Here is a 26,851-nt window from a genome sequence, read left to right as displayed (position 1 = left end):
CGAATCACCCCATCCACCAAACCCTCTCTCACCGAATCACCCCATCCACCAAACCCTCTCTCACCGAATCACCCCATCCACCAAACCCTCTCTCACCGAATCACCCCATCCACCAAACCCTCTCTCACTCTTTTCCGGGGAAAGAACGGGGCGCCGATAGAGGGCAATCGGTGAGAGAGCGTGCCGGAAAAGGGGGTGGTCGGTGAGAGAGCGTCCCCAAAAAGGGGGTGGTCGGTGAGAGAGCGTGCCGGAAAAGGGGGTGGTCGGTGAGAGAGGGTTGGGTTAGGCGACTGCGGCGCGGCTCTTGACGAACGCCTGGACGCAAGCTTCGACGTCGTCCGTGCTGTGCGCGGCGGAAAGCTGGACGCGGATGCGGGCCGCGCCCTTGGGCACTACGGGGTAGCTGAACGCGGTGACGAAAACGCCATGGCCGAGCATCTCGTCGGCGATACGCGCCGCAACCACGGCGTCACCGAACATGACCGGGATGATGGCGTGTTCGCCGTCGAGCAGTTCAAAGCCTTCCTCGCTCATCCGGCGGCGGAACAGCGCAGCATTCTCGAACAGGCGGGTGCGCAGCTCGCCCGATCCCTGCACGAGTTCCAAGGCCTTGATCGTGGCCGCAACAATGGCCGGTGCGAGGGAGTTGGAGAACAGGTACGGACGGGCCTTCTGGCGCAGCATGGCCACGATCTCGCCACGGCCGGAAACGTATCCACCGGAGGCGCCGCCAAGGGCCTTGCCGAAGGTACCCGTGTAGATGTCCACACGGTCCGAGACCCCGGCGTGCTCAGGGGTACCGGCGCCGGTGGATCCCATGAACCCGACAGCATGGGAGTCGTCCACCATCACCAGAGCGTCGTGCTTCTCAGCGAGGTCGCAGATCGCCTCGAGGGGCGCCAGGTAGCCGTCCATGGAGAAGACGCCATCCGTGACAATGATCTTGCGCCGCGAACCGGACGCCTCCACGAGCTTGGCTTCGAGGTCTGCCATGTCCTGGTTGGCGTAGCGGAAGCGCTTGGCCTTGCTCAAACGGATGCCGTCGATGATGGAAGCGTGGTTAAGGGAGTCGGAGATGATGGCATCGTCCGGGCCGAAGAGGGACTCGAACACACCACCGTTGGCGTCGAAGCAGCTGGAGAAGAGGATGGTGTCCTCAGTCCCCAGGAACTCCGAAACGCGGGCTTCCAGTTCCAGGTGCAGGTCCTGGGTGCCGCAAATGAAGCGCACGGAGGCCATGCCGAAGCCGCGCTCGTCCATGGCGGACTTGGCGGCGGCGATGATGTCCGGGTGGTCTGCGAGGCCCAGGTAGTTGTTGGCGCAGAAGTTCAGGACCTTGTTGGCGGGTTGGCCGAGTTGGCCCGCGGCGATGTGGCTGGCTTGGGGTGAGTCGATGTGGCGTTCGGTCTTGAAGAGTCCGGCGCTGCGGATCTCGTCCAGTTCGCCCTGCAGTTGGTCTTTGATGGCTGAGTACATTGAATTGCTCCTGAGGATTCTTAGAGTTCAGTCCAGTCGAGGACCACTTTGCCGCCCACGCCGTTGCGGGCGATCTCGAAGCCCTTTTCCCACTCAGTGGCGGGCAACTTGTCGGTGACGACGGCGGAAATGCTGCGGTGCAGCGCGGGGTTGGAAGAGAGCATGGCGCTCATGGCGTACCAGGTCTCGAACATCTCGCGGCCGTAGATGCCCTTGAGCGTGAGCATGTGCGTGACCACCTTGCCCCAGTCGATGTCGATGGACTGGCTGGGCAGGCCGAGCATGGCGATGCGTCCGCCGTGGTTCATGTTGTCGATCATCTCAGGCAGCGCCGTGGGGTGTCCCGACATTTCCAGGCCGATGTCGAAGCCCTCGCGCATGCCGAGAGCCTGCTGCGCTTCGCGGACGCGCATCTTGGACACGTCCACGGCCAGGTCCACGCCCATCTGCCGGGCAAGTTCGAGCCGCGGTTCAGAGACATCCGTGATGGCGATCTTCCGTGCACCGGCATGGCGGGCGACAGCAATCGCCATCAACCCGATCGGGCCGGCACCCGTAATCAGGACGTCCTCGCCCACCAGCGGGAAACTCAAAGCCGTGTGCACGGCGTTGCCGAAGGGGTCGAAGATGGCGCCGAGTTCCGGGGTGACGGATTCGTCGTGGTGGACCCAGACGTTGGTCTCCGGGATGACGACGTATTCGGCGAACGCACCATCGCGCTGCACGCCCACGGAGACGGTGTGGATGCACATCTGGCGGCGTCCGGCGCGGCAGTTTCGGCAGATGCCGCAGACCACGTGGCCTTCGCCGGAGACCCTGTCCCCGACCTTGACGTCGCGGACGTCCTCGCCGATCGCCACCACTTCGCCGTAGAACTCGTGTCCGGCAATGAGGGGTGCTTCGATGATGCTTTGCGCCCACGCATCCCAGCTCTGGATGTGGAGGTCCGTACCGCAGATGCCCGTGGTCATGACACGGATCTTGACGTCGCCGGGGCCCGCTTCGGGCTCGGGACGGTCGACGAGTTCGAACCCGGCGTGTGGTCCGGATTTGTAGAGAGCCTTCATGGGATTCCTCACTGGCTTGATGCTGCTTCGCTGCTGCTGAGTCCATTGAAGACCCGGCAACGATTTAGCACAACTAGATTCTTCTCAATCCACGATTTAGGATTTGCTAATGGAAATCCACCAACTGCAGATGCTTCGCGAGCTCGGGGACCTGGGCAGCGTCAAGGCCGTGGCGGAAACGCTCATGGTCACGCCGTCGGCCGTTTCCCAACAGCTGGCGTTGCTCCAGAAGTCGGTGGATGTGCCGCTCACCCGCAAGGAAGGCCGTGCCCTGGTGCTCACCGACGCCGGCCGCGTGCTCGCCGAGGCGGGTGCCGCCGTCGTGAATGCCATGGCGGATGCCCGCGCGGCAATCGGCGCCTACCACGACGCTCCCGACGCGCCGGTCAGTGTCAGCGCCTTCCACAGCGCCGGGCAGGCACTGTTCGCACCGCTCGCCGCGTTGCTGTCCAGCGGAAAAGCGTCCGACGGCGGGATGTCGCCACGGTTGCGCCTGTCCGACGAGGATGTGGCCCAGGAGGATTTCCCGGGATTGGTGGCGCGCTACGACCTTGTCCTGGCGCACCGCATGGATAACAGTCCCCCGTGGCCCGAGGACAAGGTGGCGGTGATCCCGCTCGCAGATGAACCCCTGGACATTGCCTTGCCCGCGGACCACCCGCTGGCAGCACACCGCGAACTGGAGCCGTCCGACGTCGTGGATGAACCCTGGGTGACCAGCCGCGATGGCTACTCCCCCGCGGACGTGCTGGCCGCCGTCGTTGCTGTGAGCGGGCGCCCGGCCGAAGTGCTGCACCGCATCAACGACTACTCGACCGTGGCGGCGCTGGTTTCGGCGGGTGGGGCAATCGGGCTGTTACCGAGGTTCACGGCACGGCGCGTGCTGGATGCCGGCGTGGTGCTGCGGCCACTGTCCGGAGTGAACTCGGTGCGCAAGATCGACATCCTGGCCCGGCCGGAGACGCTTAAACGGAAATCGGTCATGACGGTTTGCGAGTCACTTCAAACCGTCATGACCGGGCTTTCCGCACCCAAGTAAGTCGCATTAGTGCGCGTTTTCAGCGGTCAAAACGAGCTTAACTGCGACCCAGTTGGGCTAGTCGCGGACCAGGGCGGGCTGGCTGGCGTCGAAGTACTCCACCAACTCCGCGGGCAACTCCGGGACTTCCCGGGCGGACCCGTCCGCGCGCAGTGATTCTGCGGCCAGGATGCCGGCCACCACGGCCTGGCGGGCGGCGATGGGGCTGGTCTGGGTCCGGCCGCCCTCCGAAGCGAACCGCAGGAACTCCTCGATCAGCCGCGGATCCGCGCCTCCGTGGCCGCCTTCGCCGTCCTGGATGGTGATGACCTGGTCCGGCTCGCCCCGGCCGGAGGTGCGCGACGTCCACACGTTGATGGTCTCCCCCGGCCCGTCGCCGAAGTTCTCGATCCTGCCCTTGGTACCGATGATCGTGTAGTTCCGCCAGTAGTCCGGCGTGAAGTGGCACTGCTGGTAGGAGGCCAGGACACCGTTGTCCAGCACCATGTTCATCATGGAGATGTCCTCGACGTCGATCACCTCCGCCAGGTCCTGCTGCTCCGTGGGCGGCCAGTTGTCCAGGGAGAACCAGTCGCCCATCCGCTTGCCGTCGTTGTTGGCGCGGTTCGTCACGCCGCCATAGACAGCGAGGTCGCCGACTGCCGCGACGCGCTTGGTGTAGCCGCCGGCCAACCAGTGGATCACGTCGATGTCGTGGGCACCCTTCTGCAGGAGCAGGGACGTGACATTCGCCCGCTGGGCATGCCAGTCCTTGAAGTAGTAGTCGCCGCCGTGTCCCACGAAGTGGCGGCACCACACGGCTTTGACCTCACCGATGGTTCCTTGCTCGATGAGTTGGCGCATCTGGACCACCACGGGCATGTGGCGCATGTTGTGGCCGACGTACAGCCGGGTGCCTGTTTCATAGGCGGTCTTGAGGATCAGGTCCGCGGCCTCGAGCGTGACGTCCAGTGGCTTCTCGCAGAACGTGGGGATGCCGGCTTTCAGGGTACGGATGGCGACGGCGGCGTGCTGGTTGTCCGGGGTCAGGACCAGTACCGCGTCCAGGCCGCTGGCCAGCAACTCCTCAAGGTCGTCCGTGATCCGTGCCGAGGGGATGCGCTCGGCGGCATCCGCCCGTCCCCGTTCGCTGAGGTCACAGACGATCGTGACGACAGACCCCTGGCCGGGCTTGTGGGCGTGCTTCCACAACCCCGAACGCAGGCCGAAACCCACGATGCCGACCTTCAAATCCTTTTCCATGGTGTGCACATTCCTTCTGCTGATTCCTAATTAAGTCTTGTTGCGGCACTGCGGTGTGGTGCCGATTCCCGCACGAAGAGGTGCCAGGGGAAATCCAGGACCGTCGGCGCATCACCGGTGCCCGTGGCCCGCTGCAGGAGCAGCCTGGCGAGCTTGTCAAAGAAGTCCACGGGACCCACGGTGCTGAGCGACGGCGACATGCGTTCGCCCTCCACGGTGTTGCCCACACCGATGATGTCCACATCCTGACCGACGGCCAGGCCAAGGCGTTGGGCGGCGTTGATGGCGCTCACGGCCGCGAAATCCGTGGTGGCGTAGATCGCCGTGGGCCGGTCCGGAAGTCCCAGGAGCTTGGTCGTGGCGGCAAAGGCTCCGGACGTGGTTCCGTCGAAGAGCCCCACGTAGTCCTCCCGTTCGTCGATCCCTGCGGCGGCCAAGGCCTCCGAGTACGCCCGGTAGCGGCTGCCACCGGACGTTCCGGCAGCCGTGGCCGGAGTCAGGCAAGCGATCCGCCGGTGTCCGTGGAGGAGGTGCTCCACGGCCATCCGGCAGCCCGGCTCCGCGATGGAACGGATCACGTCGAAACCCTCCGGTTCCAGCGTTTCGTTGAAGACCACCAACGTGGTTCCGTGCCCGGCCAGTTTCCGGAGCGCCGCAGTCTGGTCTTCGCGGACGGCATCCACGAAGACCGCGTCCGCGTTGTGGGTAGCGAGCACTTTCACCCAGTCGGCGTCGCCCAGGATCATCGGCGTGATGCCCAGGGGTTCCGCGGCCCGCTGGACCGCCTCAATGACGGACAGGGACCACGGATCCGAAAGCATGGTCAGCGACAGGATCACGGTGTTGGTCCGTCCGGTGCGAATGGCGCGCGCGGCCTGGTTGGGCCGGTATCCGAGCCGCTCCGCGGCCGCCTTGACCTTCTCCGCCGTCGGATCCGAAACGCCAGGCCCGCCGTCACCCCGGCGACCGGACATCACATAGGAAACCGTGGCTGTGGAGACCCCGGCGAGTTCGGCCACCATGCGGATGGTGGGCCTGACGCCGGTACTGCTTGTTTTTGCCATGGTTCCCCCTGGTGTTGATGTGATGTCCGTGTCCGTGGTGTCGAGGCTAGCCCGTCAAGCCGGGCCTGCCCGGGAAGCCGCTAGCTCCGGAACACTGGCGCGTTGGGGTCCAACGAAGCCTGGTACTCGTCGCGCATCTTGTCGCCGCCCTCGCTCTTCCAGCGCTTCACCGCGTCCTTGAGCTCGTCGATCTTGGCGCGGCCGGTAATGATGTCCACCACCTTGTCCCTGAGTTGCTTGGTGATCTTGGCGCCCACCTTGGCGTTGGTGTCCGAGTAGGAACCGTTGGTGGGGTTGCGCCAGGCGAGTTCCAGGAGCTTCTTCTCCTGCTCGCTGACGTAGCGCGTGTCGTCGTCGAAGCCGGGGTTGAAGATGACGTTCTCCGGGCTGGCCATGATGTTCAGGGCGGAGACGAGGCCGGGCGCGTTCGTGGTGCCGGTGTCCGTGCGGACCGGGTTGCCGCTGCCGTCGATCGTGTAGTCCTGGCCCAGTTCGCCGAAGTTCTTCTGCATGTACTCCACGGTTCCAAAGGGCGCCGAGAGGTAATCGATCAGGGCGAGCAGCTCGCGGATCTTGCCTTCCTCGGCCTTTTTGAACGGCGTGAAGCCCACCGTGCCGTAGCCCATGTCGTACGTCGGCTTGACCTTGCCGTCGGCGCTGAACGGAATGAGGATGTCGAACTTCGCGGTACGGCTCAGTGAACGGTAGCTGCGGATATCGTGCGGGCCCACCACCACCTGCGCGGCAACGCTGCCGTTGGCCACGCGGTTGCGGATGTCCGTGGCCTTGGAATCCGGGTAGAACACGCCGGCGGCGAACATCTTGGCCGTGAACTCGACACCCGCCATGTATTCGTCGGTTTCATACAGGTGGGTCAGCGTGCGGTCCTTGTTGACGGCCCAGCTGTTCGGGGCGCCGAACCATTCCGTGACCATGTGCAGGGCATTGATATAGGCCGGTTCAAGGGCGTACTTCTGCTCGCCGGGACGCGTCAGTTCCTTGGCCTTGTCCAGGAACTCGTCGGCGCTGGACGCTTCGAAGCCACCCACCTGCGCCCACATGTCGTGGTTGCCCAGGTACACCTGGCCGAACGGGGTGCTCGGGATGGGAGCGCCCCAGATCTTGCCGTTCACGACGGCGGTCTTCCAGGAATCCGGCTTCAGTGCGGCCAGGTTGGGGTACTCGAGCACGGCGTCGCCGGATAGGTACGGCGTGAGGTCCTGGAATTTGGCCTCCAGCATGGGGCCCACGTTGGGGATGCCCTGGTTTGGCGGTACCCACATCATGTCCGGGAGGTCGTTGCTGGCAAGGACGGTGGCAAACTTGGCCGGGTAGCCGTCTCCGATGTCTTCGGCAATCTGCAGCTCGAGGTCCCCGCCGAGCTTGGCGTTGAGGCGCTGCCAGAACGGGTTGTCCTTCAGGCCCGGGCTCATGGTGTCGAAGGTTTCCGTGAGGCCGGTGACCTTGCTCTTGAGCGGCGGGGTCTTCACGGACTGCACTGCGTTGGGCAGTTTGAAGTATCCGGCCTGCAGGCCCTGGGCGTTGCCGGCGATGTCCGGCGTCACGCCCGTGAACTCCTTGTAGGTGGGCAGCTTGACCGTGGCGGAGGCAGCGGCGCCCCCACCCCCGGAAGCTCCGCCGCCACCGCAGGCGGACAGGCCGACGGCGGTCACGGCCAGGCCGGCGAGGCCAAGGAAGCCGCGGCGGCTGAATCCAGCCTGTCCTGAGGTAGTGCTCTTCATGGCATAACCCTTTCTGGTGATCTTTGTTGGTTTCTGACGCGTGGGATTTTTGGTGGCCTAGCCCTTGACGGCGCCCGTGATGACGCCCTTGGCGAAGTGCTTCTGCAGGAAGGGGTAGACCATGAGGATGGGAACCAGGGCCACGACAACCACGGCCATTTGGATGGACTGCGGCGGCGGGGTGGTGGTAATGCCCAGTTGGTCGGCGGCACCGCTCCCCTGCACCACGAAGTTCCTCAGCAGCAACTGGATGGGCCACTTGCTGTGGTCGTTGATGTACAGCAGTGCGTTGAAGAACGAGTTCCAGAAGCCGACGGCGTAGAACAGGCCCACCACGGCAATCACTGCCTTGGACAAGGGCATGACGATCCGCCAGAGGATCTGCCAGTCATTGGCGCCGTCGATCCTGGCGCTCTCGATCAGTTCGCCGGGAATGTTCATGAAGAAGGACCGCATCACCACGAAGTTGAAGGCACCGAAAATGCCCGGCAGGATCAGCGACCACAACGAGTCCAGCAGGCCGAGTTGACGGATCATGAGGAAGGACGGGATCAGGCCCGGGGCAAACAGCAGGGTGAAAAGGACTGCGAGTACCACGGGACGGCCAAACAGGACCGAGCGGCTGGTGGCGTAGGCCATGGTGATGGTGACGAAGAGAGCCAGGATGGTGCCAACCACGGTGATCAGGGCGCTCACGCCCAGGGATTGCAGCACCATGGGGCCTTTGAAGATGGTGGCGTAGGCCTCCAGCGTGGGACGTTCCGGCCAGAGGACAAAGCCGCCGGCCTTGACCAGCTGCTCGTTGTCCGCGAGGGACGTCGAGACCACCAGCAGGATGGGTGCCAGGATGGACAGGCTGAAGGCCACCAGGACCACCGACTTGACGGTCTGGTAGAGCGCGGAAGGGCGTTCCTTCCAGACCGGACGCTTGGGGTTGTAGCTCAGCTCGCGCGGTTTGCGGGTGAAAAGTGTTGTTGCCATGGGGGTTCTCCTTGTTCGGCCGCCGCTGGGGCTAGCCGACCTTTCGAGCAAAGATTCCGTCTTCGCCAAAGCGGTGTGCCAACTTGTTCGCGCCATAGATCAGCAGCATGCTGACCACGCCCTTAGCCAAGCCCGCAGCGGCACCCGAACTCCAGCCGCCACCCACAACGCCGGTGTAATAGGTGAACGTGTCCAGGACTTCCGCGGCCCCTGCGCCCACGGCGTCGCGCTGCAGGATGAATTGCTCGAAGCCCACGGAGAGGATGTCGCCGATGCGCAGGATCAGGAGCAGGACGATCACGGGACGCAGGCCGGGCAGGGTGATGTGCCACATGCGGCGCCACCGTCCGGCACCGTCCGCCGCTGCCGCCTCATAGAGCGAAGCGTCGATGCTCGCCAAGGCGGCGAGGAAGATGATCATGGCCCAGCCGGCGTCCTTCCAGATCATCTGGACCACCACCAGCACAGGGAATGTCTCGGAGTTGGTCATGAACGGGATGGGATCCATGCCCCAGTCCCGGAGCAGGTTGTTCACGAAGCCGGCACCGCCCAGCATCTGCTGGAAGAAGGCGATCACCAGGACCCAGGAAAGGAAGTGGGGCAGGTAGGCAATGCTCTGGAAGACCTGCCGGACCCTGGTGCTGATCAGGGAATCGACGATCAGGGCCAGGACCAGCGGAACCGGGAACAGGAACACCAACTGCCAGGCCGCCAGGTACAGCGTGTTCCAGAACGCGTGGATGAAGTCCGGGTTGGCGAAGAGGTCCACGAAGTTCTGCCAGCCCACCCAGAGGCTGTCCCCGATGCCCAGGTAGGGCTGGTAGTCCTGGAAGGCGATGACGTTGCCCAGGATGGGGATGTAGAAGAAGAGCAACAGGAAGGCGATGCCCGGAACCATCATCAGGAGCATCTGCTTGTCCCGCTTCAAGCGCGAGCGGAAGCTCTGGCTGGGCGGCTTGGTGCCCTTGCCTTTCCGGGAGCCGGACACTGGCGCTTTGGCGCCCTCCCGAGCCGGGACACGGCTGGCTTCGGGCAATGCCGGAGCCTGTTCCGTTGTCGAGTTCATGCTGTCTCCTCAAGTGCCGAGTGTGATTCAAGCCACGTTCGTTAACCGTTTAACAAACCATAAGTGACTCGTACCGCATTTGCAAGATCATGATTGAAACTGCGCCTAGAAATCAGTTTTCATCATTTTGAGGGACAAAGAGCGCCAGTAAGATGGATGAGGGGCGAACACGACGAACGGCTTCGCACGTGAGGAAAGAGCGGGAATGGCAGGATGCTGCAGTCCGGGCGGAACCGCCCGGGAAGGTTCGACGCCGGGGCTGGCGCCGCCACAGCGCGCGGCGGACGGACACCCCACGCCGCCGACCGGCGTCGTGCGTTCCGCCCAAGGTCCCACACCCGAACGTGCGGCCGCGCAGGCCGGTTCCAACGATGTCACCGTCCCGGCCGGGACGTTCGCCATGGGCGACCCCTTCAACGAAGGCTATGCGGACGACGGCGAGTCTCCCGTACATAAAGTGGGAGTCGGGGCCTTCCTCATCAGCGCCACCACCGTCACGAACCAGGAGTTTGCGGCTTTCGTCGATGCCACCGGCTACCGGACCGAATCGGAAAGCTTCGGAACCTCGCCCGTCTTCCACCTGGCGGTCCAGGCAGAGCCGAAGGACATCCTCAACCGGGTCACCAACGTCCCGTGGTGGCTCAACGTCCGCGGCGCCAACTGGGCACACCCGGCCGGACCGCTCTCCCACTGGAGCGAAATTCCCGACCACCCGGTGACCCACGTTTCCTACAACGATGCCTTGGCCTACTGCGCCTGGGCCGGCCGACGGCTCCCTACTGAAGCCGAATGGGAGTACGCGGCCCGTGGCGGAGCGGAAGGCCTGCGCTACCCGTGGGGCAACGGGCTCCATAGCTCCGGCGAAGGGGAATCCCGCCACAACTGCAACATCTGGCAGGGTCAATTCCCCGTGCGCAATGACGTGGAGGACGGCTTCCTGACCACCGCACCCGCCCGCTGGTTCGCCCCGAACGGCTACGGTTTGTACCAGACCAGCGGCAATGTGTGGGAGTGGTGCAGCGACTGGTTCCTGCCCAAGTACTACGCAACATGCCTGGCCAACGGCATGGTGCAGGATCCGCAGGGACCCACGGTGGGGAGGGGACGCGTGATGCGCGGCGGCTCCTACCTATGCCACGACTCCTACTGCAACCGGTACCGGTTGGCGGCGCGCAGTTCGAACACGCCGGATTCGGCCAGCGCCAACCTTGGCTTCAGGACCGTGGCGCTCTAAAAAAAGCAGGCCGCAGACAAAGTCTGCGGCCTGCTTCTTATGGAGGCGTTCCTAGCCCTGTACCCCGAGCTTCTCGAGGATCAGTTCGCGGACACGTCCGGCGTCGGCCTGGCCACGCGTGGCCTTCATGACGCCGCCGACAATGGCACCAATGGCCTGGACCTTGCCGCCGCGGATCTTCTCCGCAACGTCCGGCTGGGCAGCCAGGGCGGCATCGATGGCTTCCAGGAGCGGGCCGTCGTCGGAAACCACCGCGAGGCCGCGCTTCTGGATGATCTCCTCCGGGGTTCCTTCACCGGCGAGGACGCCGTCCAGGACCTGGGAGGCCATCTTGTTGTTGATCTTGCCGCCTTCAACCAACTTGTTGAGTTCGACGATCAACTCCGGCGTGACACCGAGTTCGGCGGGCTCGACTTCGGCGGTCTTGGCACGGCCAACAACCTCACCCATCCACCACTTACGGGCGACATCTGCGCTGGCACCGGCAGCAACAGTCTCCTCGATGGAGTCCATGACGCCGGCGTTCACCACGTCGCGGAACTCGAGGTCCGAATAGCCCCAGGCTTCCTTGAGGCGCTTGCGGCGCTCCGCGGGCGGCTCGGGCAAGGTGGCGCGCAGCTCCTCAACCCATTCACGCGAGGCAACCACGGGAACCAGGTCCGGTTCAGGGAAGTAGCGGTAATCGTCGGCGTCGGACTTGGGCCGCCCGGACGTCGTGGAACGCGTGTCCTCGTGCCAGTGGCGCGTTTCCTGGACAATCGGGTTACCGGAATCCAAAACGGCTGCATGGCGCTGGATCTCGTAGCGGACTGCGTGCTCAACGGCGCGCAACGAGTTCACGTTCTTGGTCTCGGACCGGATGCCGAAGCGCTCCTGCCCGTGCGGACGAAGGGAGACGTTTGCGTCGCAGCGGACATTTCCACGTTCCATGCGGGCATCGGAAACGCCCAGGTTCTTCACGATTTCACGGATCGCCGCAACATACGCCTTGGCCAGTTCCGGTGCCCGGCTGCCCGCGCCCTCGATCGGCTTGGTGACGATTTCCACCAGCGGAACGCCGGAACGGTTGTAGTCCACCAGCGAGTAGTCGGCACCCTGGATGCGGCCCGCGGCGCCACCCATGTGGGTCAGCTTGCCGGCGTCCTCTTCCATGTGCGCGCGCTCGATCTCTACGCGGAAAACCGTGCCGTCTTCCAGCTCGATGTCCAAATAGCCGTCGTAGGCGATCGGCTCGTCGTACTGGGAGGTCTGGAAGTTCTTGGGGGTGTCCGGGTAGAAGTAGTTCTTCCGGGCGAAGCGGCAGGACTCGGCGATCTTGCAGTTCAAGGCCAAGCCGATCTTGATGGAGGACTCCACGGCCGTCTTGTTGACCACGGGAAGAACGCCGGGCATGCCCAGGTCAACCTCGTTGACGTTGGTGTTGGGCTCGTCGCCGAAGACGTTCGGAGCTGAGGAGAACATCTTGGTCTTGGTGTTGAGCTCCACATGGACCTCGAACCCCAGGACGGGATCGTACTTCTCCATGGCTTCTTCGAAGCTCAGGGTTGCGTCGACGGACATTAGTTGGAACCTCCGGCGGTGGTGGAAGCAGAACCCAAGACAGGTGCCTGTGCGAGCATCGGGCCGCCCCACTTCTCTTCAAGGATGGACTCAAGGACGGCACCCACGCGGTACAGGCGGGCGTCTTCGCGGGCAGGCGCCAGGAGCTGGATGCCCACGGGAAGGCCGTCCTCGTCTGCCAGGCCGCCGGGAAGGGACAGGCCCGGGATGCCGGCGAGGTTGGCGGGAATCGTGGCGACGTCGTTGAGGTACATGGCCAGCGGATCGTCCAGCTTCTCCCCCAACTTGAACGCCGTGGTAGGCGCGGTGGGCGAGATCAGGACATCGGCCTGCGCGAAGGCGGCGTCGAAGTCGCGCTGGATCAGCGTACGGACCTTCTGGGCCGAGCCGTAGTAGGCGTCGTAGTACCCGGCGCTCAGGGCGTAGGTGCCCAGGATGATGCGGCGCTTGGCTTCGTCGCCGAAACCGGCGGCGCGGGTTGCGGCCATGACACGTTCGATGGTCATGGGGCCGTCCTTGGGGAGGACCCGCAAGCCGTACCGGACGCCGTCGAACTTGGCCAGGTTGCTGGACACCTCGGACGGCATGATCAGGTAGTAGGCGCCCAGGGCGTACTTGAGGTTGGGGCAGGAAACCTCCACGATTTCCGCACCGGCGTCCTTGAGGATCTCAAGGGACTCGTTGAAGCGGTTCTCGACCCCGGCTTGGTAGCCCTCGCCGTGCAGTTCCTTGATAATGCCGATCTTGAGCCCGGCAACGTTGCCCAGGCGGGCGGCGGCAACCAGGTTGGTGAAGGGATCAGTCAGGGACGTGGAGTCGAAGGGATCGTGTCCGCCAATGACTTCCTGCAGCAGCGCGGAGTCAAGGACGGTCCGGGAAACCGGCCCGATCTGGTCCAGCGACGACGCCATCGCGATGGCACCATAACGGGACACGGCACCGTAGGTGGGCTTCACGCCCACCGTTCCGGTGACGGCACCTGGCTGGCGGATGGAGCCACCGGTGTCCGTGCCGAGGGCCAGCGGAGCTTCGAATGCGGCGACGGCGGCAGCGGAGCCACCGCCGGAACCGCCGGGGATGCGGTCCAGGTCCCACGGGTTGCGGGTGGGACCGAACGCCGAGTGCTCCGTGGACGAACCCATGGCGAACTCGTCAAGGTTGGTCTTGCCCAGGATGGGCATCTTCGCGGCGCGGAGCTTCTTGATGACCGTCGCGTCGTAGGGGCTGTGCCACCCTTCGAGGATCTTGGAGCCGGCGGTGGTCGGCTGGCCGATGGTGACGATCAGGTCCTTGACCGCGATAGGCACGCCAGCGAGCTGGTGCAGGTCCTCGCTGCCTGCCGCACGGGCGGCATCAACCTCGGCTGCGACGGACAGGGCTTCTTCCGTGTTGACGTGCAGGAACGCGTTGACCTGGCCGTCGACGTCGGCGATCCGGTCAAGGTGCGCCTGGGTAACCTCGACGGCGGATACCTCGCGGGCGGCCAGCTTGGCGGCGAGATCGGCAGCGGAGTGGTGGATGAGTTCGTTCTTCAGTTCAGTCATGGTGTTAGTCCTCATCCAAAATTGCCGGAACCTTGAAACGGTCCTCGGCAGCGTCAGGGGCGCCGGACAATGCCTGCTCGGCCGTGAACGTGTGGCCCACAACGTCCTCGCGGAACACGTTGGTCAACGGAATCGGGTGGGACGTGGCCGGGACGTCATCCCCGGCGGCTTCGCTGACGGACTTCACCGAATCCACAATGACGGCAAGCTCGCCGGCCATCCTGTCCAGCTCTTCGGCACTCATTTCAATGTGAGCCAGACGCGCAAGATGCGCGACGTCGTCACGGTTGATCGCAGCCATGGATCTCCCCTGCAAAGTTCAAATGGTTTTCCGGACCAGTCTACTTGGCCGGGCTGCCCTTCACCTGCCGTGCAGCCGTCAGCGGCCGTCAGCAGCCGTGCGGATGGTGGCGGTCCTGCCCGCAGGCAAGGACCCTGACTCGGGAAGTTCCCAGATTCGGTGCGTAGCATAGACAGCTTCTTACCCCGAGGAAAGGCCCGCGACGTGCAAGGTCGCCACAATATCCCTGACCACAACCCCTCAGAACCCACGCTTTACCCAGGCCAAGGAAGCCTCGCCGAAGGCAGCCTGGGCTCGCCGACGCGCAAGCGTCGCCGCTGGCTCAGGGTGGGCATCCTGGTGGTTGCCGCAGTGCTGGTGGGCGTCCTGTGCTTCGGCGGTTACTGGCTCTGGCGCCTGCAATCGAACATCTCCACCGGTTCCCTGGGCGCGGGTGGCACCCGGACCGAAGGCGCCGTGGACGACCGGAAGGACCGGCTCCAGATCCTGGTCCTGGGCAGCGATACCCGCAGCGGCAAGAACAGCCAGTACGGCACGGCCGACCAATCCTCCGGCTATGGGCAGTCGGACGTCATGATGCTGGTGGACATTTCAGCGGACAACCAGAACGTCAACGTCATCAGCTTCCCCCGGGACCTGCTGGTGGACGTCCCGGAGTGCACGGACCAGGAAACCAAGCAGCAGCACGCCGCGCGCGAGGGCGTGATGATCAACAGCGCCATGGCCGAGGCCGGCATCGGGTGCGCCGTGGACACGGTGAGCAAACTGACAGGACTCGAGGTAGACCACTTCATGATGGCCGACTTCAACGCGGTCAAAGAACTCTCCACCACGGTTGGCGGCGTGGACGTATGCGTCAACTCGGCCGTCAACGATCCCGATTCCGGTCTTAAGCTCCCGGAGGGAACCTCGCAGGTGCAGGGCGACCAGGCGCTGGCTTTCCTCCGGACCCGGCATGCCTTTGCCGATGGCGGGGACCTGGGCCGCATCCAGGCCCAGCAGGCATTCCTCGGTTCGCTGACCCGCAAGCTCAAGTCCGAGGGAACCCTCAGCAACCCGCAGAAGGTGCTGGATATCGCAGACACCATGACCAAGAACCTGACCGTGGACAAAGGTTTGGCTTCGGTTCCATCCTTGCTGACCATCGCGGACCGGCTCAAGAACATCGACCCTGCGAAGGTCAATTTCATCACCGTCCCTACGGTTCCGGCGCCCTCTGATCCCAACCGGCTGTCCTTGGACGAACCCGCGGCAGGAAACCTCTTCTCGGCCCTGCAGAACAGCGCGGACCTCAGCAAGGGTGCCCCGGCGCAGGCCGACCAGTCCACGGCGCCCGCCACGTCTTCGTATGACAAGTCCCTCCAACCGGTCTCGGTGGCCAACGGCACCAACGTGGCAGGCCGCAGCAACGCCATCGCGGAAACGCTCACGACGGCCGGCTTCACCCAGATCACCAAGCTCGAGGCCCAGGCGGTACCCACCACCGTGGTCTACTATCAGTCCGGTTTTGAGGACGTGGCCGCGGACGTCGCCGCGATGTTCGGTTTGCCGGCAAGCAGCATCCAACCCGCCTCAGCCATCCAAGGCGTCCAGATTTACGCGGGCGAGGACTTTGCGTCAGGCGCCAAGCCCACCCCGGCGCCCGCCCAAGGGAACGTTGCTGCACAAACAGCAAATGACCAGACCTGCCAGGCGACGAACCCGGCAGGCTGATCATTTGCGGTAACGGCGGAACTTTTAGCCGATGCCGATGGCTCCCGTCAGGACACCGACCGCCAGCATCACCAGCGAGATGACCGCGGTGCGCCACAGGACCTTCTTGTGGTGGTCGCCCAGGTCCACCTTGGCCAGGGAGACCAGCAGGAGGATGGCCGGGACCAAGGGGCTCTGCAGGTGGAACGGCTGGCCGGTGATGGAAGCGCGGGCCATGTCCGCTGCGCCAACACCGTAGTGTGCGGCGGTCTCGCTAAGGACGGGAAGGACGCCGAAGTAGAAGGCATCGTTGCTCATGAAGAACGTCATGGGGATGCTGAGCACGCCGGTGATCACTGCCATGAACGGTCCCATGTCCGCGGGGATGATCTGGACGAGCCACTCGGACATGGCCTTGACCATGCCGGTGCCATTCAGTACACCCGTGAGGACTGCGGCTGCCATCACCATGCTGACCACTGCCACGATGGACGGCGCATGCGCGATCAACTGGGCGCCCTGGTCCTTGACCTTGGGGAAGTTCACCAGGAGTGCAACGGCCGAGCCCACCATGAAGACGAACGGCAGCGGGATGATGTTGGCTACCAGGGTCACCATCACCGCGACGGTCAGGGCCAGGTTGAACCAGAAAAGCTTGGGGCGCAGCGTGGAGCGGTTGGGATCCAGTGCGGTGTCCGCCATGGCGGTGTCGTGCTCGTCAACCAGTTCTTCGGTGCGTTCCAGGACCACGACGCCGGAGCCTCCGCCGGTGCCCGGCTCACCCGCCGTCGGGGTTGAGCCGGTGCGGCCAAAGCGGGAGCTGCCCTTGCCCGAACCCGAGCCCGAACCCGAGCCCGAACCGCCGGCGACACTGCCGCCGCGGCCGTTACCGCCGTCGAACGCGTCAGCCGGATCGGCGACCTCGCCCCAGATCTCCGGAGCGGTGGCGCGGAGGCGGTTGCGCTCCTGCAGGCCGAGCAGCCAGGAGAAGACCAGGACGACGATCAGGCCAACAATCAGGGACGGGACCATCGGGACGAAGACGTCGTTGACGTCCAGGTGCAGGGCCGTTGCGGCGCGGGCTGTGGGGCCGCCCCACGGCAGGATGTTCATGGTGCCGTTGGCGAGGCCTGCCACACAGGTGAGGACGACGGGGCTCATCTTGAGGCGCAGGTAGACCGGAAGCATCGCGGCCGTCGTGAGGATGAACGTGGTGGAGCCGTCACCGTCGAGGGAAACAGCGGCGGCGAGGATCGCCGTGCCGAGGACCACCTTGGCGGGGTCGTTACCGAGCTTGCGCAGGATGAACTTCACCAAGGGGTCGAAGAGTCCGACGTCGATCATGAGGCCGAAGTAGATGATCGCGAACATGAGGAGCGCGGCCGTGGACGTCATGGACTTCATCGAATCCATGACCATGGGTCCGATGCCGAGCCCGGCTCCGGCGAAGAGGCCGAAGATGGTGGGGACGATGATCAGCGCCAGGACTGGCGTCAGTTTTTTGGTCATGATCAGGACCATGAATACCGCAATCATTGCGAATCCAAGCAAAACCAGCACGGCCGGCTCCTTACTACTGTGATGGCAACACTTCGGTGTGATGCGCACTACAAACCGTAGGGTGGCCTCCGTCACGCAGTGAGGTTTGTGGGTATTGATGGGAATACTGCTCGTTGCGAACGTTTTGCGCATTGTGCTCAGTGATTCAATGGAACAGGAGGAAAGGAGTAAAGGTGCCCCGCAACAGCCGGATCAGTATGCGCTTCTCCACCCAGACACTCCTCCTCCAGCTCGGCGTCGTACTCCTGGTGGTTCTCCTCAGCGGAGCCGTCCACGCCTGGCTGGTCTACGACCGCATCGGCACGGAAGCCGAGAACCAGGCGCTGACCCTGGCCCGGACTGTGGCAGCTGATCCCGATGTCAGATCCGACGTCCAGGAAATCAGCAAGGAAGAAGGCACCCCTCCCCCGGCGGTACTCGCTGCCGGTCCCCTGCAGGAGGCCGCCGAAGCCGCCCGGATCCGGACCGGCGCCCTGTTCGTGGTGATCACCGACGAAACCGGATTGCGGCTGGCCCACCCCGAGACGGCCAGGCTGGGCGAGCGGGTGAGCACGGATCCGTCAGTTGCCTTGGGCGGCCAGGAAATCACCACCCGCAACACAGGAACACTCGGCCCGTCCGCCGGCGCGAAGGTGCCGATCTACGCGCCGGGGACTCCCGAGGGTGCCGGTACCTCCAACGGTGCGATCGTGGGCGAGGTGAGCGTGGGCTACTCCATGGAATCCCTGAGCCAAAGCCTGGCCCGGGACATCGTGCCCATTGCCCTGACGGCGGGTGGTGCCCTGCTGGCCGGCGTCCTGGCCTCGTTCCTGCTCCGCCACCGGTTGCAGCGGCTCACCCTCGGACTGGAACCGGAAGAAATCAGCACCTTGGTCCACGACCAAGTGGCAGTCCTGCAGGGCGTGGACGACGGCGTGATCGGCATTGCCGCCGACGGCCGGATTTCGGTGTTCAACGCGGCCGCTTCCCGGCTCCTGGACGTTCCCGATGCCACAGGCCAGGACTGGGCCACCGCTCCGGTGCCGGAGCAGCTCAAAAAGCTCACCCGTCCGGCAGCCCAGGACGCGGAGGCCGTGGAAGTGGTGGCCGGCGGGCGCGTGCTGGTGGCCAGCGCGCGCAAGGCCTGGCACCGCAAGGAGGACCTCGGCTGGGTGGTCATGCTCCGTGACCGTACCGAGCTCCAGCAATTGACCCGCCAGCTCGACGCCGTGGGAACCATGTCAACGGCCCTGCGCGCCCAGCGCCACGAGTTCGCCAACCAACTCCACACCATCGCGGGGTTCATGAGCATCGGACAGCACGAGCAAGCCAAGGAATACCTGGCCCGCATCTCGGCCACCGGCCCACTGAAGTTCCCGGTGGAGCAGGGCGAACTGCTTCAGGACACGTACTTGCAGGCCTTCGTGGGCGCCAAGAGCGTGGAGGCGTCCGAGCGCGGCGTGGCGTTGCGCATCGGCCCCGAAACCCTGGTCCGCGGCCATGTGGCCGACCCCCAGGACGTCACCACTGTCCTGGGCAACCTGATTGACAACGCCGTGAACGCCGCCGTCGCCGGCTCAGCGACGGAACGCTGGGTGGAGGTTGAACTCCTGGACGATTCAGCGAGCGACGGCGGCACCCTCCACATCGTGGTGGGAGACTCGGGCGACGGTTTGGGCAGTATCGAACCGGAGGACGTGTTTGCGGAAGGATTTACGACGGCGGACCATCCGGCGCGTCCGGGCGCCGGCCAGGGCCTGGGCCTGGCTTTGGTACGCCAACTTGCCCGGCGCCGGGGTGGTGACGTCCGGGTGCTCGAAGCCGGCAGCACGGGAGGTCCAGGCGCGGTTTTCATGGCGTCCGTACCGGGCGTGATGGACGTGGCGGGCGAACAGGCAGACGAGAGGAAGGACAGCAGTGGCTGAGGACTTGAGGGTGCTGATCGTGGATGACGACTTCCACGTGGCCAGGCTGCATGCGGCCTACGTCGATTCCGTGGCGGGTTTCATGGCCCTGACCCCTGCAGGCTCCGTGTCCCAGGCGCTGCAGGCCATCCACAGCCTGCGGCCGGACCTGGTGCTGTTGGACGTCTACCTGCCCGACGGCTCGGGCCTGGACCTGTTGGGCCAACTCGATGTTGACGCAGTGATGCTGACCGCGGCCTCCGATGCCCAATCCATCAGGGTAGCGTTCCGCCGCGGCGCGCTCGGCTATCTGTTGAAGCCCTTCACCGCCGAGTCCCTGTCACAGCAGCTCAGGTCCTATGCGCGGTACCGCCGTATCCTGGGCCAGCAACCCAGTGTGGACCAGGGCAGCATCGAAAGGGCCAAGCGGGCCCTCATACCCGGCGACGTGACGCCGTCGGCCAAGCCGCGATCGGCGACCGAAGCGGCCGTGCTGGAGTCGCTGGTGGCGGGTGAGCAGTACTCCGCAGCGGAAGTCGCGGACAGGGTGGGCGTCTCCCGGGCCACAGCGCAAAGGTACCTGTCCTCGCTCGCGGACGATGGCGCCGTCGAAATCCAACTGCGCTACGGAACCACGGGCCGCCCGGAACACCGCTACGGCATCCCGGGCTAACCCAAGTAGGTCGCACTTGTGCGCGTTTTGATGCGTCAAAACGCGCACAAGTGCGACCCAGTTGGGTGCCTACGCGGACTTCTGCGCCACGAGCTCGATCTCCACGAGCATCTGCGGATCGAGGAACGGCAGCACGTGCACCAGGGAGAGGGTGGGACGGATCTCGCCGAAGACTTCGCCGTGCGCGCGGCCGGCGTCTTCCCACTTGCTGATGTCCGTCAGGTACAGCTTGGACTGGACCACGTCCTCGTAAGAGAAGCCGGCTTCTTCCAGGACAGCGCCGAGCTTTTCCAGGATGTACTTGGTCTGCGAGTAGAAGTCATCGCCAACGATGCCGTCGGGCCCGGAGGCAGCCGTCGCCGAAATGAAGAGGGTGTTGTCCACCTGGACCGCACGGGAGTAGCCGAGGGTCTGTTCCCAGACCGAGCCCGAGCCGAATGTCTTGCGCATGCCGCGCCTTTCCTGTCGCTTCCCGGCCTGGTGCCGGGATTCCGAGGAAAACTTTAGGGCTGCTGCAGCCCAAGCCTGTAAACGAACAGCTTTATGTCGGTCCCGGGAACGAACCAGTCCCGCTCGGGCGCACGGTCGAAGCCGGTCCGCTGGTACAACGCGTTGGCGCTTTCCCACGTGGCACCGGTGGTCAGGCACACGGCGTCGATGCCTTCGGTCGCCTGGGCCTGCTCGACGACGGCCTGCACCAGGGCGCGCCCGGCACCTGAACGCTGGACTGCCGGGTCCACCACGAGGGTCCGCAGTTCCAGCTCGCCTTCCAGTCCGATGTCGGAGAAACCCCCGCCGGCCGGGGCGGCCGTGACCGATCCGATGATCCGGCCGTCGCGCTCGGCCACCAGGATGTCGGCGTGTTTCGCCCGGCCCGCTACGTTCTGCAGTTCCAACAGGTAGGGGTGGTCGGCGCTGCCGTAGTAGCCCGCTGTGACATAAGAGTCCAGCGTGATCCGGGCAACGGCGTCGTAGTCTTCGGGCAGGGCGGGGCGGACGGTAATCGGCGAAAGCACCTGTCAATGGTAGGGGTAACCGGGAGTTGCATTGTGCGAAACGGCCGTTTCCGTGACCGAACTATCAGTCTTATCCGGCGTTTTGTGTTGCTCCGCGTGGCCCCGGGTTGAGTTGCGTTGCGCTCAGTGAAGCCGGATTTCCTGCCGTTGCGGGCTGTTTCACAAAGCTGGCGCGGGGCATTCAGCCCGTGCTTGAGTTGCCACACGGATCAACCGCAGCATCCCCGGAAAACGAACAGGAGGAACGATGCTCCAGGCCCACTTCAGCATGACGCCGGCGCACTCCTGCTGTCCGCCCTGCCTTCAGCCCTAAGCGCTCTGCACCGCTGCCGCCCGAGGTCCCCTACCGGCCGGGCCTGGCAGACCCCCGCACCTGAAAGGCCTTCCATGTCATCCGCGTTTCCCCGCGCCCAAAAACACCCCAACCGACGCCAGGTCCTCGGTGGCTTCCTTGCCCTCCCTGCCATCGCCTTCATCACGGCCTGCAATGCCACGGCTACCGCAGGCACCCAAGCCACCCAGGCAGCCCAGGTCACCACGCCGCTGGCAACGACCGTGCCGGCAGGGACAACCCTGGTGGTTGGCGATCCCACCGTCCAGGTAGCCCTGGAATTGTCCGGCCTGGACAAGAAGCTCAGCTTTCCCGTGAAGTTCGCCAATATCTCCGGAGGCCCGGCCACTACCGAAGCCTTCCGCGCCAATGCGCTGGACGTCGGTTCGGTAGCCGACATCCCGCCCATCCATGCCACGTGGACCGGCCTGGACGTCCGCATCATCGCCAGCGTGTTCCGCCAGGACGCAGTCAACCACCCGCTCTACGAACTGGGCATCGCGCCCGGCGCCGGAATCACGGACCTGCAAGGGCTGCGTGGGAAGAAGATCGCCTACAGCCCGGGGCAGGCCCAGGGTGCCTTGGTGCTCCGGGTGCTTGAGAAAGCCGGGTTGCAGCAAAGCGACGTGAAACTCGTTGAACTGCCCAGCACCGGAGACGCCTACTCCACAGCCCTCTCCAGCAAGCAGGTGGACGCCGCGCCGCTGGGCGGAGTCCAGATCAAGCGCTACCTGGCCAAGTACGGCGCCGACGGCGGAACGACGCTCCGGCACGGACTCCGCGACGACCCAGGGCACCTTTACTCCCCCGCCAAGGTCCTGGACGACCCGGCCAAAGCTGCAGCACTCGCCGAATACGTGGGGCTGTGGGGCCAGGCCCAGCGCTGGATCCAGGACCACCCCAAGGAATGGCTGGAGGGGTACTACGTGAAGAACCAGGGCCTCTCCGCGGAAGACGGCCAGTACCTGATCGACTCGGCCGGAGTGCGCGAGTTGCCCACGTCCTGGTCCGAGGCCATCGCCCGCCACCAGCAGACCATCGACCTGTTGGCCCGCGAACAGAAGAAACCCCAGCTGGACGCCGCCAAACTCTACGACCTTCGTTTCGAGGCCATCGGCGGAACCGCGTACGCAGCCGAGGGAGGTACCGCATGACCACCACGGCTGCTGCCCGCCGTTCTTCCTTCCGCACCACCGCAACGCCCGACGACGGCACCCGGCCTGGTCCCGTCGTCGCGCCTCATCTGGACCCGGCGCTTGCCGGCCGGCCTGACATCAGGCCGGGCACCCGCCGGCTTGGCCCCGGCCCGCGGCGCCGCTTCGCCGGACTCGTGGGACCGGCAGCGTTGGTCCTGCTCTGGGTGGTCGCCTCGGCCACGGGCCTGTTGGATCCGCGGATCCTCTCCGAACCGTGGACCGTGGTGGGCACTGCCGGTGAACTCATTGCCGATGGCCGCCTCCAGGAACACCTCGCCATCTCCGCACAGCGGGCCGGGCTCGGCTTGTTCTTCGGAATCGTCGTGGGCGCAGTGCTGGCGTTGGTGGCCGGACTCAGCCGGGTGGGTGAATCACTGATCGACGGTCCCGTGCAGATCAAGCGCGCCATTCCCGGCCTGGCGCTCATTCCGCTGCTGATCCTCTGGTTCGGCATCGACGAAACAATGAAGGTCCTCACCATCACCTTGGGCGTGTTCGTCCCGATCTACCTGCAGACCCACGCCGGACTGCGCGGCATCGATCTGCGGTACGTCGAACTGGCCCAAACAGTGGGACTTAGCCGGGCAGGGTTCCTGCGCAGGGTGGTCCTGCCTGGCGCGCTTCCCGGGTTCTTCCTGGGCCTGCGCTTCGCGGTCACCGGCGCCTGGGTGTCCCTGGTGGTGGTGGAGCAGATCAATTCCACCAGCGGCATCGGCTACATGATGGAGCTCGCCCGCACCTACGGCCAAACCAACATCATCGTCCTGGGACTGGCTGTCTACGGCATCCTCGGACTCCTCTCAGACGCAGCCGTCCGGCTCCTGGAACGAAAGGCCTTGTCATGGCAGCGAACACTGGCGGGCTAGACCTCGCCGCTCCTCCCACCCGGGAGGTTTCCGTCCGCAACCTCATCCGCAGCTTCGGACCGAAGGGAGTCCTCAACGGCGTAGACCTGGACATTGCTCCGGGCGAGTTCGTGGCCCTCCTGGGACCCAGCGGCTGCGGTAAGAGCACCCTCTTGCGTGCCCTCGCCGGACTGGACCGGGACGTCCGCGGAAGCGGCGTGGTCCAGGTTCCCGAACAAGTGTCCGTGGTGTTCCAGGATTCGCGGCTGCTGCCGTGGGACACCGTCCTGGGCAACGTCACCTTGGGCTTGCGCGATCACGACGCCGATGTCCGCGGCCGCCGCGCACTCGCCGAAGTGGGACTCGCCGGACGCGAAAAGGCATGGCCGCACCAGCTCTCCGGGGGCGAACAGCAACGCGTGGCCTTGGCACGGTCGCTGGTCCGTGAGCCCCGGCTGCTGCTGGCCGACGAACCCTTCGGGGCCTTGGACGCGCTCACCCGTTTGAAGATGCATGCCCTGTTGAAGGACCTGGTTGCCGCCCATCGTCCTGCCGTCCTGCTGGTCACCCATGACGTGGATGAAGCCATCACCCTCGCCGACCGCGTCATCGTGCTCCAGGACGGCCGGGTGGCCCTCGAGCGGGTCACCGGTTCCCGCGAGGCCGGTCCCGCCGTCGAACATTCCACCCTCCGAACCGAACTGCTGCGCGCCCTCGGCGTCACAGCCGCCGCCTGAATCCCAACCCGCAAAGGAAACAACCATGACTACCCCGCCACGCCACCTCCACCTCAACGCCTTCCTCATGAGCACCGGCCACCACGAAGCGTCCTGGCGGCTCACGGAAAGCGATCCCTTCTCCTCCACCAGGATCGAGCACTACCAGCACCTGGCCCGGACCGCCGAACGGGGCAAGCTGGACTCCATCTTTTTCGCCGACTCACCCGTGCTCTTCGGCGAAGTGGGCCGGCGGCCCGTCGGCAAGCTGGAACCCACTGTCCTGCTCACGGCCATCGCAGCAGCAACGCAGAAGATCGGCCTGATCGCCACCGCTTCCACTACCTATAACGAGCCCTTCAACCTCGCCCGCCGTTTCGCTTCGGTGGACTGGGTCAGCGGCGGACGTGCGGGGTGGAACGTCGTGACCACAGCCGGACCGGATGCCGCCCGGAACTTCGGCGTGGACGACCAGCCCGCCCACGCTGTCCGCTACGAACGGGCCGCGGAATTCCTTGAGGTTGCGCAGAAGCTCTGGGACAGCTGGGAAGACGACGCCATCCTGGCCGACAAAGCGGAGGGCGTGTGGGGAGATTCCACCAAGATCCGCGCCATTGAGCACGTGGGCAAGCACTTCCGCGTCCGCGGACCGCTCAACGTCCCGCGTTCCCCGCAGGGCCACCCGTTGATCGTGCAGGCCGGATCATCGAATGACGGCAAGAAGCTCGCCGCTCAGTACGCCGAAGCCGTGTTCACCGCCCACCAGACCCTGGCCGACGCGCAGGCGTTCTACGCGGATCTCAAGGCCAGGACCGCTGCGACGGGAAGGAACCCGGAGGGCATCAAGATCCTCCCTGGCATTGTTCCGGTGATCGGTTCCACCGAAGCCCAAGCCCTCAAGCTGGAGCGCGAACTGGACGAGCTGATCAAGCCCGAGTACGCCCGGGAACAACTGGCCAAGACCCTGCGCCTCTCGCCTGAAGATCTCCCGCTGGACCGCCAGTTGCCCGCCGACCTCCCCTCCGAAGACGAGATCGAGGGAGCCAAGAGCCGATACACGCTGATCGTGGAGCTCGCCCGGCGCGAGCAGCTCACGGTCCGCCAGCTCATCGGGCGCCTTGGCGGCGGCCGCGGCCACCGGACGTTCTCCGGCACCCCCGAACAGGTTGCGGACGCCATCCAGGACTGGTTCGACGCCGGTGCCGCCGACGGCTTCAACATCATGCCGCCGGTGCTGCCCTCCGGATTGGAGGTGTTCGTGGACCAGGTGGTGCCCATCCTCCAGCAGCGCGGCCTGTTCCGGACCGAGTACACGGCATCCACGCTGCGCGGCCACTACGGACTGGAACGGCCGGAGAACCGGTTCGCGGACGCCGAGGCACGGGAACTGACCTCCATCGGTTCTGCCTTCTAGCGTTTAGGCCAGCTCCACAGGGGACCCTCCAGCGACCCCAGTCCCCTGATCCGGGTCTCCCCGAGGTCCTTGTAAAGCTCGTGCTCCTGCGCGGCGCCGCTCTCCCGCAGGGCGTCAAGTAAGGGCTGCGAGTGGGTCACCACAATGACCTGGCTGCTGGCACTGGCTTGGACGATCAGTCCTGCCAGTGCCGGCATCAGGTCCACGTGGAGGCTGGTTTCGGGTTCGTTGAGCACCATGAGCTCCGGCGGACGCGGTGTCAGGAGGGCCGCCGTCAGCAGCAGGAAGCGGAGAGTGCCATCAGAGAGTTCCGCCGCCTTCATGGGCCTGAGCATCCCTGGCTGTTTCAGCTCAACACTGAACCGGCCTTCCTCGCTGACCGCCACACTGAGCCGGCTCCCCGGGAAGGCGTGGGCGACGGCGGCATCCAGCTGCCGCTCGAAGCCCACCTCCCGGAGGGTCTGCAGGGCCGCCGCCAGATCTTTCCCGCTGTGGTGCAGTACCGGCGTACGGGTCCCCAACTGCGCCTGCCTGGCCGGCGCCTCAGCATCGGTCCGGAAATGGTCGTAGAAACGCCAGGAGCGCACCGAATCCCGGACCCTGAGGACTTCGGGAGCCCTGTCCAGGTCCGAGACCTCAGTCAGCATGCTCTGGAACGTGTCCAGGCGCCGGGACAGTTCGGCCCAGTTGCCATCCGCGCCCCGCAACCTGGCCAGGCCGCCTTTGCGGTCCACCAGCAACGAGCCAGGCCGCGCCACCGGTCCCGAGAAGATCTGCTCCCGCTTGATCTCGGGATCGCGGCTGAACACCGTGGGCCGGGGCCTGCCGGTCTCTTCATCGAATCCCGCACCGCCGGGCACCGGGATGCCGAGGTCCACCAGGTACCCGAAGTCATCCCCCGAATAGCCCAGTTTCAGGTTGACGACGTCCTTCCGGACGGTGCCCTGGACCGGCACTTCTCCACGCCTCATGGCGTCGCTGATGGTTTCGGGGCCCGCCCACAGCGTGGACGCCAGTCCACCATCGCGGGCCAGGGAGCCCACCACATTGCCCGAGTCCCCGCCGGCACACTCGGCCAGCAGGCGCAGCGCCCTATAGAGCGAGGACTTCCCGCTGCCGTTGGCCCCCGTCACCACATCCAGGCCATGGAGTTCCATGGTCAGGTCCCGGATGGAACGGTAGTTCGCGATGGCGAGGGTTCTGATCATC

Annotated in this window: 23 protein-coding genes; 9 read left to right on the top strand and 14 right to left on the bottom strand. The window is 65.2% G+C overall.

Annotated elements, in window-relative coordinates; all coding sequences use genetic code 11:
• Positions 1–282: 282 nt before the first annotated feature.
• Together ACIPY3_RS05690 and tdh are read right to left on the bottom strand one after the other, a co-directional pair.
• Positions 283–1,476: a glycine C-acetyltransferase gene (locus ACIPY3_RS05690; RefSeq protein ID WP_400331201.1), complete on the bottom strand. Its 1,194-nt coding sequence runs from the start codon at positions 1,474–1,476 to the stop codon at positions 283–285.
• 20 nt (positions 1,477–1,496) lie between these two features.
• Entirely contained in the window at positions 1,497–2,543 is a 1,047-nt protein-coding gene (gene tdh / locus ACIPY3_RS05685; protein ID WP_400331199.1) for an L-threonine 3-dehydrogenase, read from the bottom strand.
• A 109-nt stretch (positions 2,544–2,652) separates the two neighbouring features.
• Here tdh and ACIPY3_RS05680 point away from each other — a divergent pair, with 109 nt between their 5' ends.
• Positions 2,653–3,582, top strand: coding sequence for a LysR family transcriptional regulator (locus ACIPY3_RS05680; RefSeq protein WP_400331197.1), 930 nt, complete (start codon positions 2,653–2,655; stop codon positions 3,580–3,582).
• A 57-nt stretch (positions 3,583–3,639) separates the two neighbouring features.
• Here the strand turns inward: ACIPY3_RS05680 and ACIPY3_RS05675 are convergent, their stop codons facing one another.
• From ACIPY3_RS05675 to ACIPY3_RS05655, 5 genes are all read right to left on the bottom strand, one after another.
• Positions 3,640–4,824 (bottom strand): Gfo/Idh/MocA family protein, encoded by a 1,185-nt coding sequence (locus ACIPY3_RS05675; protein WP_400331195.1) that lies wholly within the window; start codon positions 4,822–4,824, stop codon positions 3,640–3,642.
• A 26-nt stretch (positions 4,825–4,850) separates the two neighbouring features.
• Positions 4,851–5,888: a LacI family DNA-binding transcriptional regulator gene (locus ACIPY3_RS05670; RefSeq protein ID WP_400331193.1), complete on the bottom strand. Its 1,038-nt coding sequence runs from the start codon at positions 5,886–5,888 to the stop codon at positions 4,851–4,853.
• Positions 5,889–5,968: 80 nt separating this feature from the next.
• Positions 5,969–7,630: a sugar ABC transporter substrate-binding protein gene (locus ACIPY3_RS05665; RefSeq protein WP_400331190.1), complete on the bottom strand. Its 1,662-nt coding sequence runs from the start codon at positions 7,628–7,630 to the stop codon at positions 5,969–5,971.
• A gap of 57 nt (positions 7,631–7,687) precedes the next feature.
• The gene (locus ACIPY3_RS05660) at positions 7,688–8,611 is read right to left on the bottom strand and encodes a carbohydrate ABC transporter permease (RefSeq protein ID WP_397325767.1); all 924 of its coding nucleotides are present in this window, start codon (positions 8,609–8,611) and stop codon (positions 7,688–7,690) included.
• A gap of 31 nt (positions 8,612–8,642) precedes the next feature.
• Positions 8,643–9,677: an ABC transporter permease gene (locus ACIPY3_RS05655; RefSeq protein ID WP_400272180.1), complete on the bottom strand. Its 1,035-nt coding sequence runs from the start codon at positions 9,675–9,677 to the stop codon at positions 8,643–8,645.
• A 205-nt stretch (positions 9,678–9,882) separates the two neighbouring features.
• Between ACIPY3_RS05655 and ACIPY3_RS05650 the strand changes: the two genes are divergently transcribed.
• The gene (locus tag ACIPY3_RS05650; protein WP_400331187.1) at positions 9,883–10,911 is read left to right on the top strand and encodes a formylglycine-generating enzyme family protein; all 1,029 of its coding nucleotides are present in this window, start codon (positions 9,883–9,885) and stop codon (positions 10,909–10,911) included.
• 51 nt (positions 10,912–10,962) lie between these two features.
• On the opposite strand, the gene gatB is transcribed toward ACIPY3_RS05650, so the two are convergent.
• From gatB to gatC, 3 genes are read right to left on the bottom strand one after another with little or no spacing between them, the layout of a single operon-like run.
• Positions 10,963–12,471, bottom strand: a complete 1,509-nt coding sequence (gene gatB, locus ACIPY3_RS05645; protein WP_400331185.1) for an Asp-tRNA(Asn)/Glu-tRNA(Gln) amidotransferase subunit GatB — start codon at positions 12,469–12,471, stop codon at positions 10,963–10,965.
• Positions 12,471–14,015 carry an Asp-tRNA(Asn)/Glu-tRNA(Gln) amidotransferase subunit GatA gene (gene gatA / locus ACIPY3_RS05640; RefSeq protein ID WP_400331182.1) on the bottom strand — a complete coding sequence of 515 codons (1,545 nt, stop codon included), beginning with the start codon at positions 14,013–14,015 and terminating at the stop codon, positions 12,471–12,473. Before gatA ends, gatB begins: the two co-directional genes overlap by 1 nt.
• A 4-nt stretch (positions 14,016–14,019) precedes the next feature.
• Positions 14,020–14,316, bottom strand: a complete 297-nt coding sequence (gatC, locus tag ACIPY3_RS05635) for an Asp-tRNA(Asn)/Glu-tRNA(Gln) amidotransferase subunit GatC (protein ID WP_397325772.1) — start codon at positions 14,314–14,316, stop codon at positions 14,020–14,022.
• A gap of 204 nt (positions 14,317–14,520) precedes the next feature.
• On the opposite strand from gatC, the gene ACIPY3_RS05630 reads away from it, so the two are divergent.
• Positions 14,521–16,029, top strand: coding sequence for an LCP family protein (locus ACIPY3_RS05630; protein ID WP_400331179.1), 1,509 nt, complete (start codon positions 14,521–14,523; stop codon positions 16,027–16,029).
• 24 nt (positions 16,030–16,053) lie between these two features.
• Here the strand turns inward: ACIPY3_RS05630 and ACIPY3_RS05625 are convergent, their stop codons facing one another.
• Positions 16,054–17,568 (bottom strand): CitMHS family transporter, encoded by a 1,515-nt coding sequence (locus ACIPY3_RS05625; RefSeq protein ID WP_400331177.1) that lies wholly within the window; start codon positions 17,566–17,568, stop codon positions 16,054–16,056.
• Between the two features lie 197 nt (positions 17,569–17,765).
• On the opposite strand from ACIPY3_RS05625, the gene ACIPY3_RS05620 reads away from it, so the two are divergent.
• Together ACIPY3_RS05620 and ACIPY3_RS05615 are read left to right on the top strand one after the other, a co-directional pair.
• Positions 17,766–19,472, top strand: coding sequence for an ATP-binding protein (locus ACIPY3_RS05620; protein ID WP_400331639.1), 1,707 nt, complete (start codon positions 17,766–17,768; stop codon positions 19,470–19,472).
• On the top strand, positions 19,465–20,124 hold the full coding sequence (locus ACIPY3_RS05615) for a response regulator (RefSeq protein WP_400331174.1): 660 nt from the start codon (positions 19,465–19,467) through the stop codon (positions 20,122–20,124). The genes ACIPY3_RS05620 and ACIPY3_RS05615 overlap by 8 nt, the downstream gene beginning before the upstream one ends.
• A gap of 69 nt (positions 20,125–20,193) precedes the next feature.
• Here the strand turns inward: ACIPY3_RS05615 and ACIPY3_RS05610 are convergent, their stop codons facing one another.
• Together ACIPY3_RS05610 and ACIPY3_RS05605 are read right to left on the bottom strand one after the other, a co-directional pair.
• On the bottom strand, positions 20,194–20,574 hold the full coding sequence (locus ACIPY3_RS05610) for a RidA family protein (protein WP_400331171.1): 381 nt from the start codon (positions 20,572–20,574) through the stop codon (positions 20,194–20,196).
• 53 nt (positions 20,575–20,627) lie between these two features.
• Positions 20,628–21,140, bottom strand: coding sequence for a GNAT family N-acetyltransferase (locus ACIPY3_RS05605; protein WP_400272170.1), 513 nt, complete (start codon positions 21,138–21,140; stop codon positions 20,628–20,630).
• Between the two features lie 387 nt (positions 21,141–21,527).
• Here ACIPY3_RS05605 and ACIPY3_RS05600 point away from each other — a divergent pair, with 387 nt between their 5' ends.
• From ACIPY3_RS05600 to ACIPY3_RS05585, 4 genes are read left to right on the top strand one after another with little or no spacing between them, the layout of a single operon-like run.
• Complete coding sequence (locus tag ACIPY3_RS05600; RefSeq protein WP_400331168.1) at positions 21,528–22,625, top strand: ABC transporter substrate-binding protein; 1,098 nt, start codon at positions 21,528–21,530, stop codon at positions 22,623–22,625.
• Entirely contained in the window at positions 22,622–23,533 is a 912-nt protein-coding gene (locus ACIPY3_RS05595; protein ID WP_400331165.1) for an ABC transporter permease, read from the top strand. The genes ACIPY3_RS05600 and ACIPY3_RS05595 overlap by 4 nt, the downstream gene beginning before the upstream one ends.
• A complete protein-coding gene (locus ACIPY3_RS05590; protein WP_400331162.1) occupies positions 23,509–24,249 on the top strand; it encodes an ABC transporter ATP-binding protein in 741 nt (246 codons plus the stop codon). Before ACIPY3_RS05595 ends, ACIPY3_RS05590 begins: the two co-directional genes overlap by 25 nt.
• Positions 24,250–24,274: 25 nt before the next feature.
• Positions 24,275–25,642 (top strand): LLM class flavin-dependent oxidoreductase, encoded by a 1,368-nt coding sequence (locus ACIPY3_RS05585; protein WP_400331159.1) that lies wholly within the window; start codon positions 24,275–24,277, stop codon positions 25,640–25,642.
• Here the strand turns inward: ACIPY3_RS05585 and ACIPY3_RS05580 are convergent.
• Positions 25,639–26,850, bottom strand: coding sequence for an AAA family ATPase (locus ACIPY3_RS05580; RefSeq protein WP_400331157.1), 1,212 nt, complete (start codon positions 26,848–26,850; stop codon positions 25,639–25,641). The two genes, ACIPY3_RS05585 and ACIPY3_RS05580, sit on opposite strands and share 4 nt — an antisense overlap.
• Position 26,851: the final 1 nt, after the last annotated feature.

Origin of the sequence: Paenarthrobacter sp. NPDC089714, from assembly GCF_044748905.1 — a bacterium.
In the GTDB taxonomy this organism is placed as follows: Bacteria; Actinomycetota; Actinomycetes; order Actinomycetales; family Micrococcaceae; genus Arthrobacter.
This window is presented reverse-complemented; position numbering and strand designations above follow the sequence as displayed.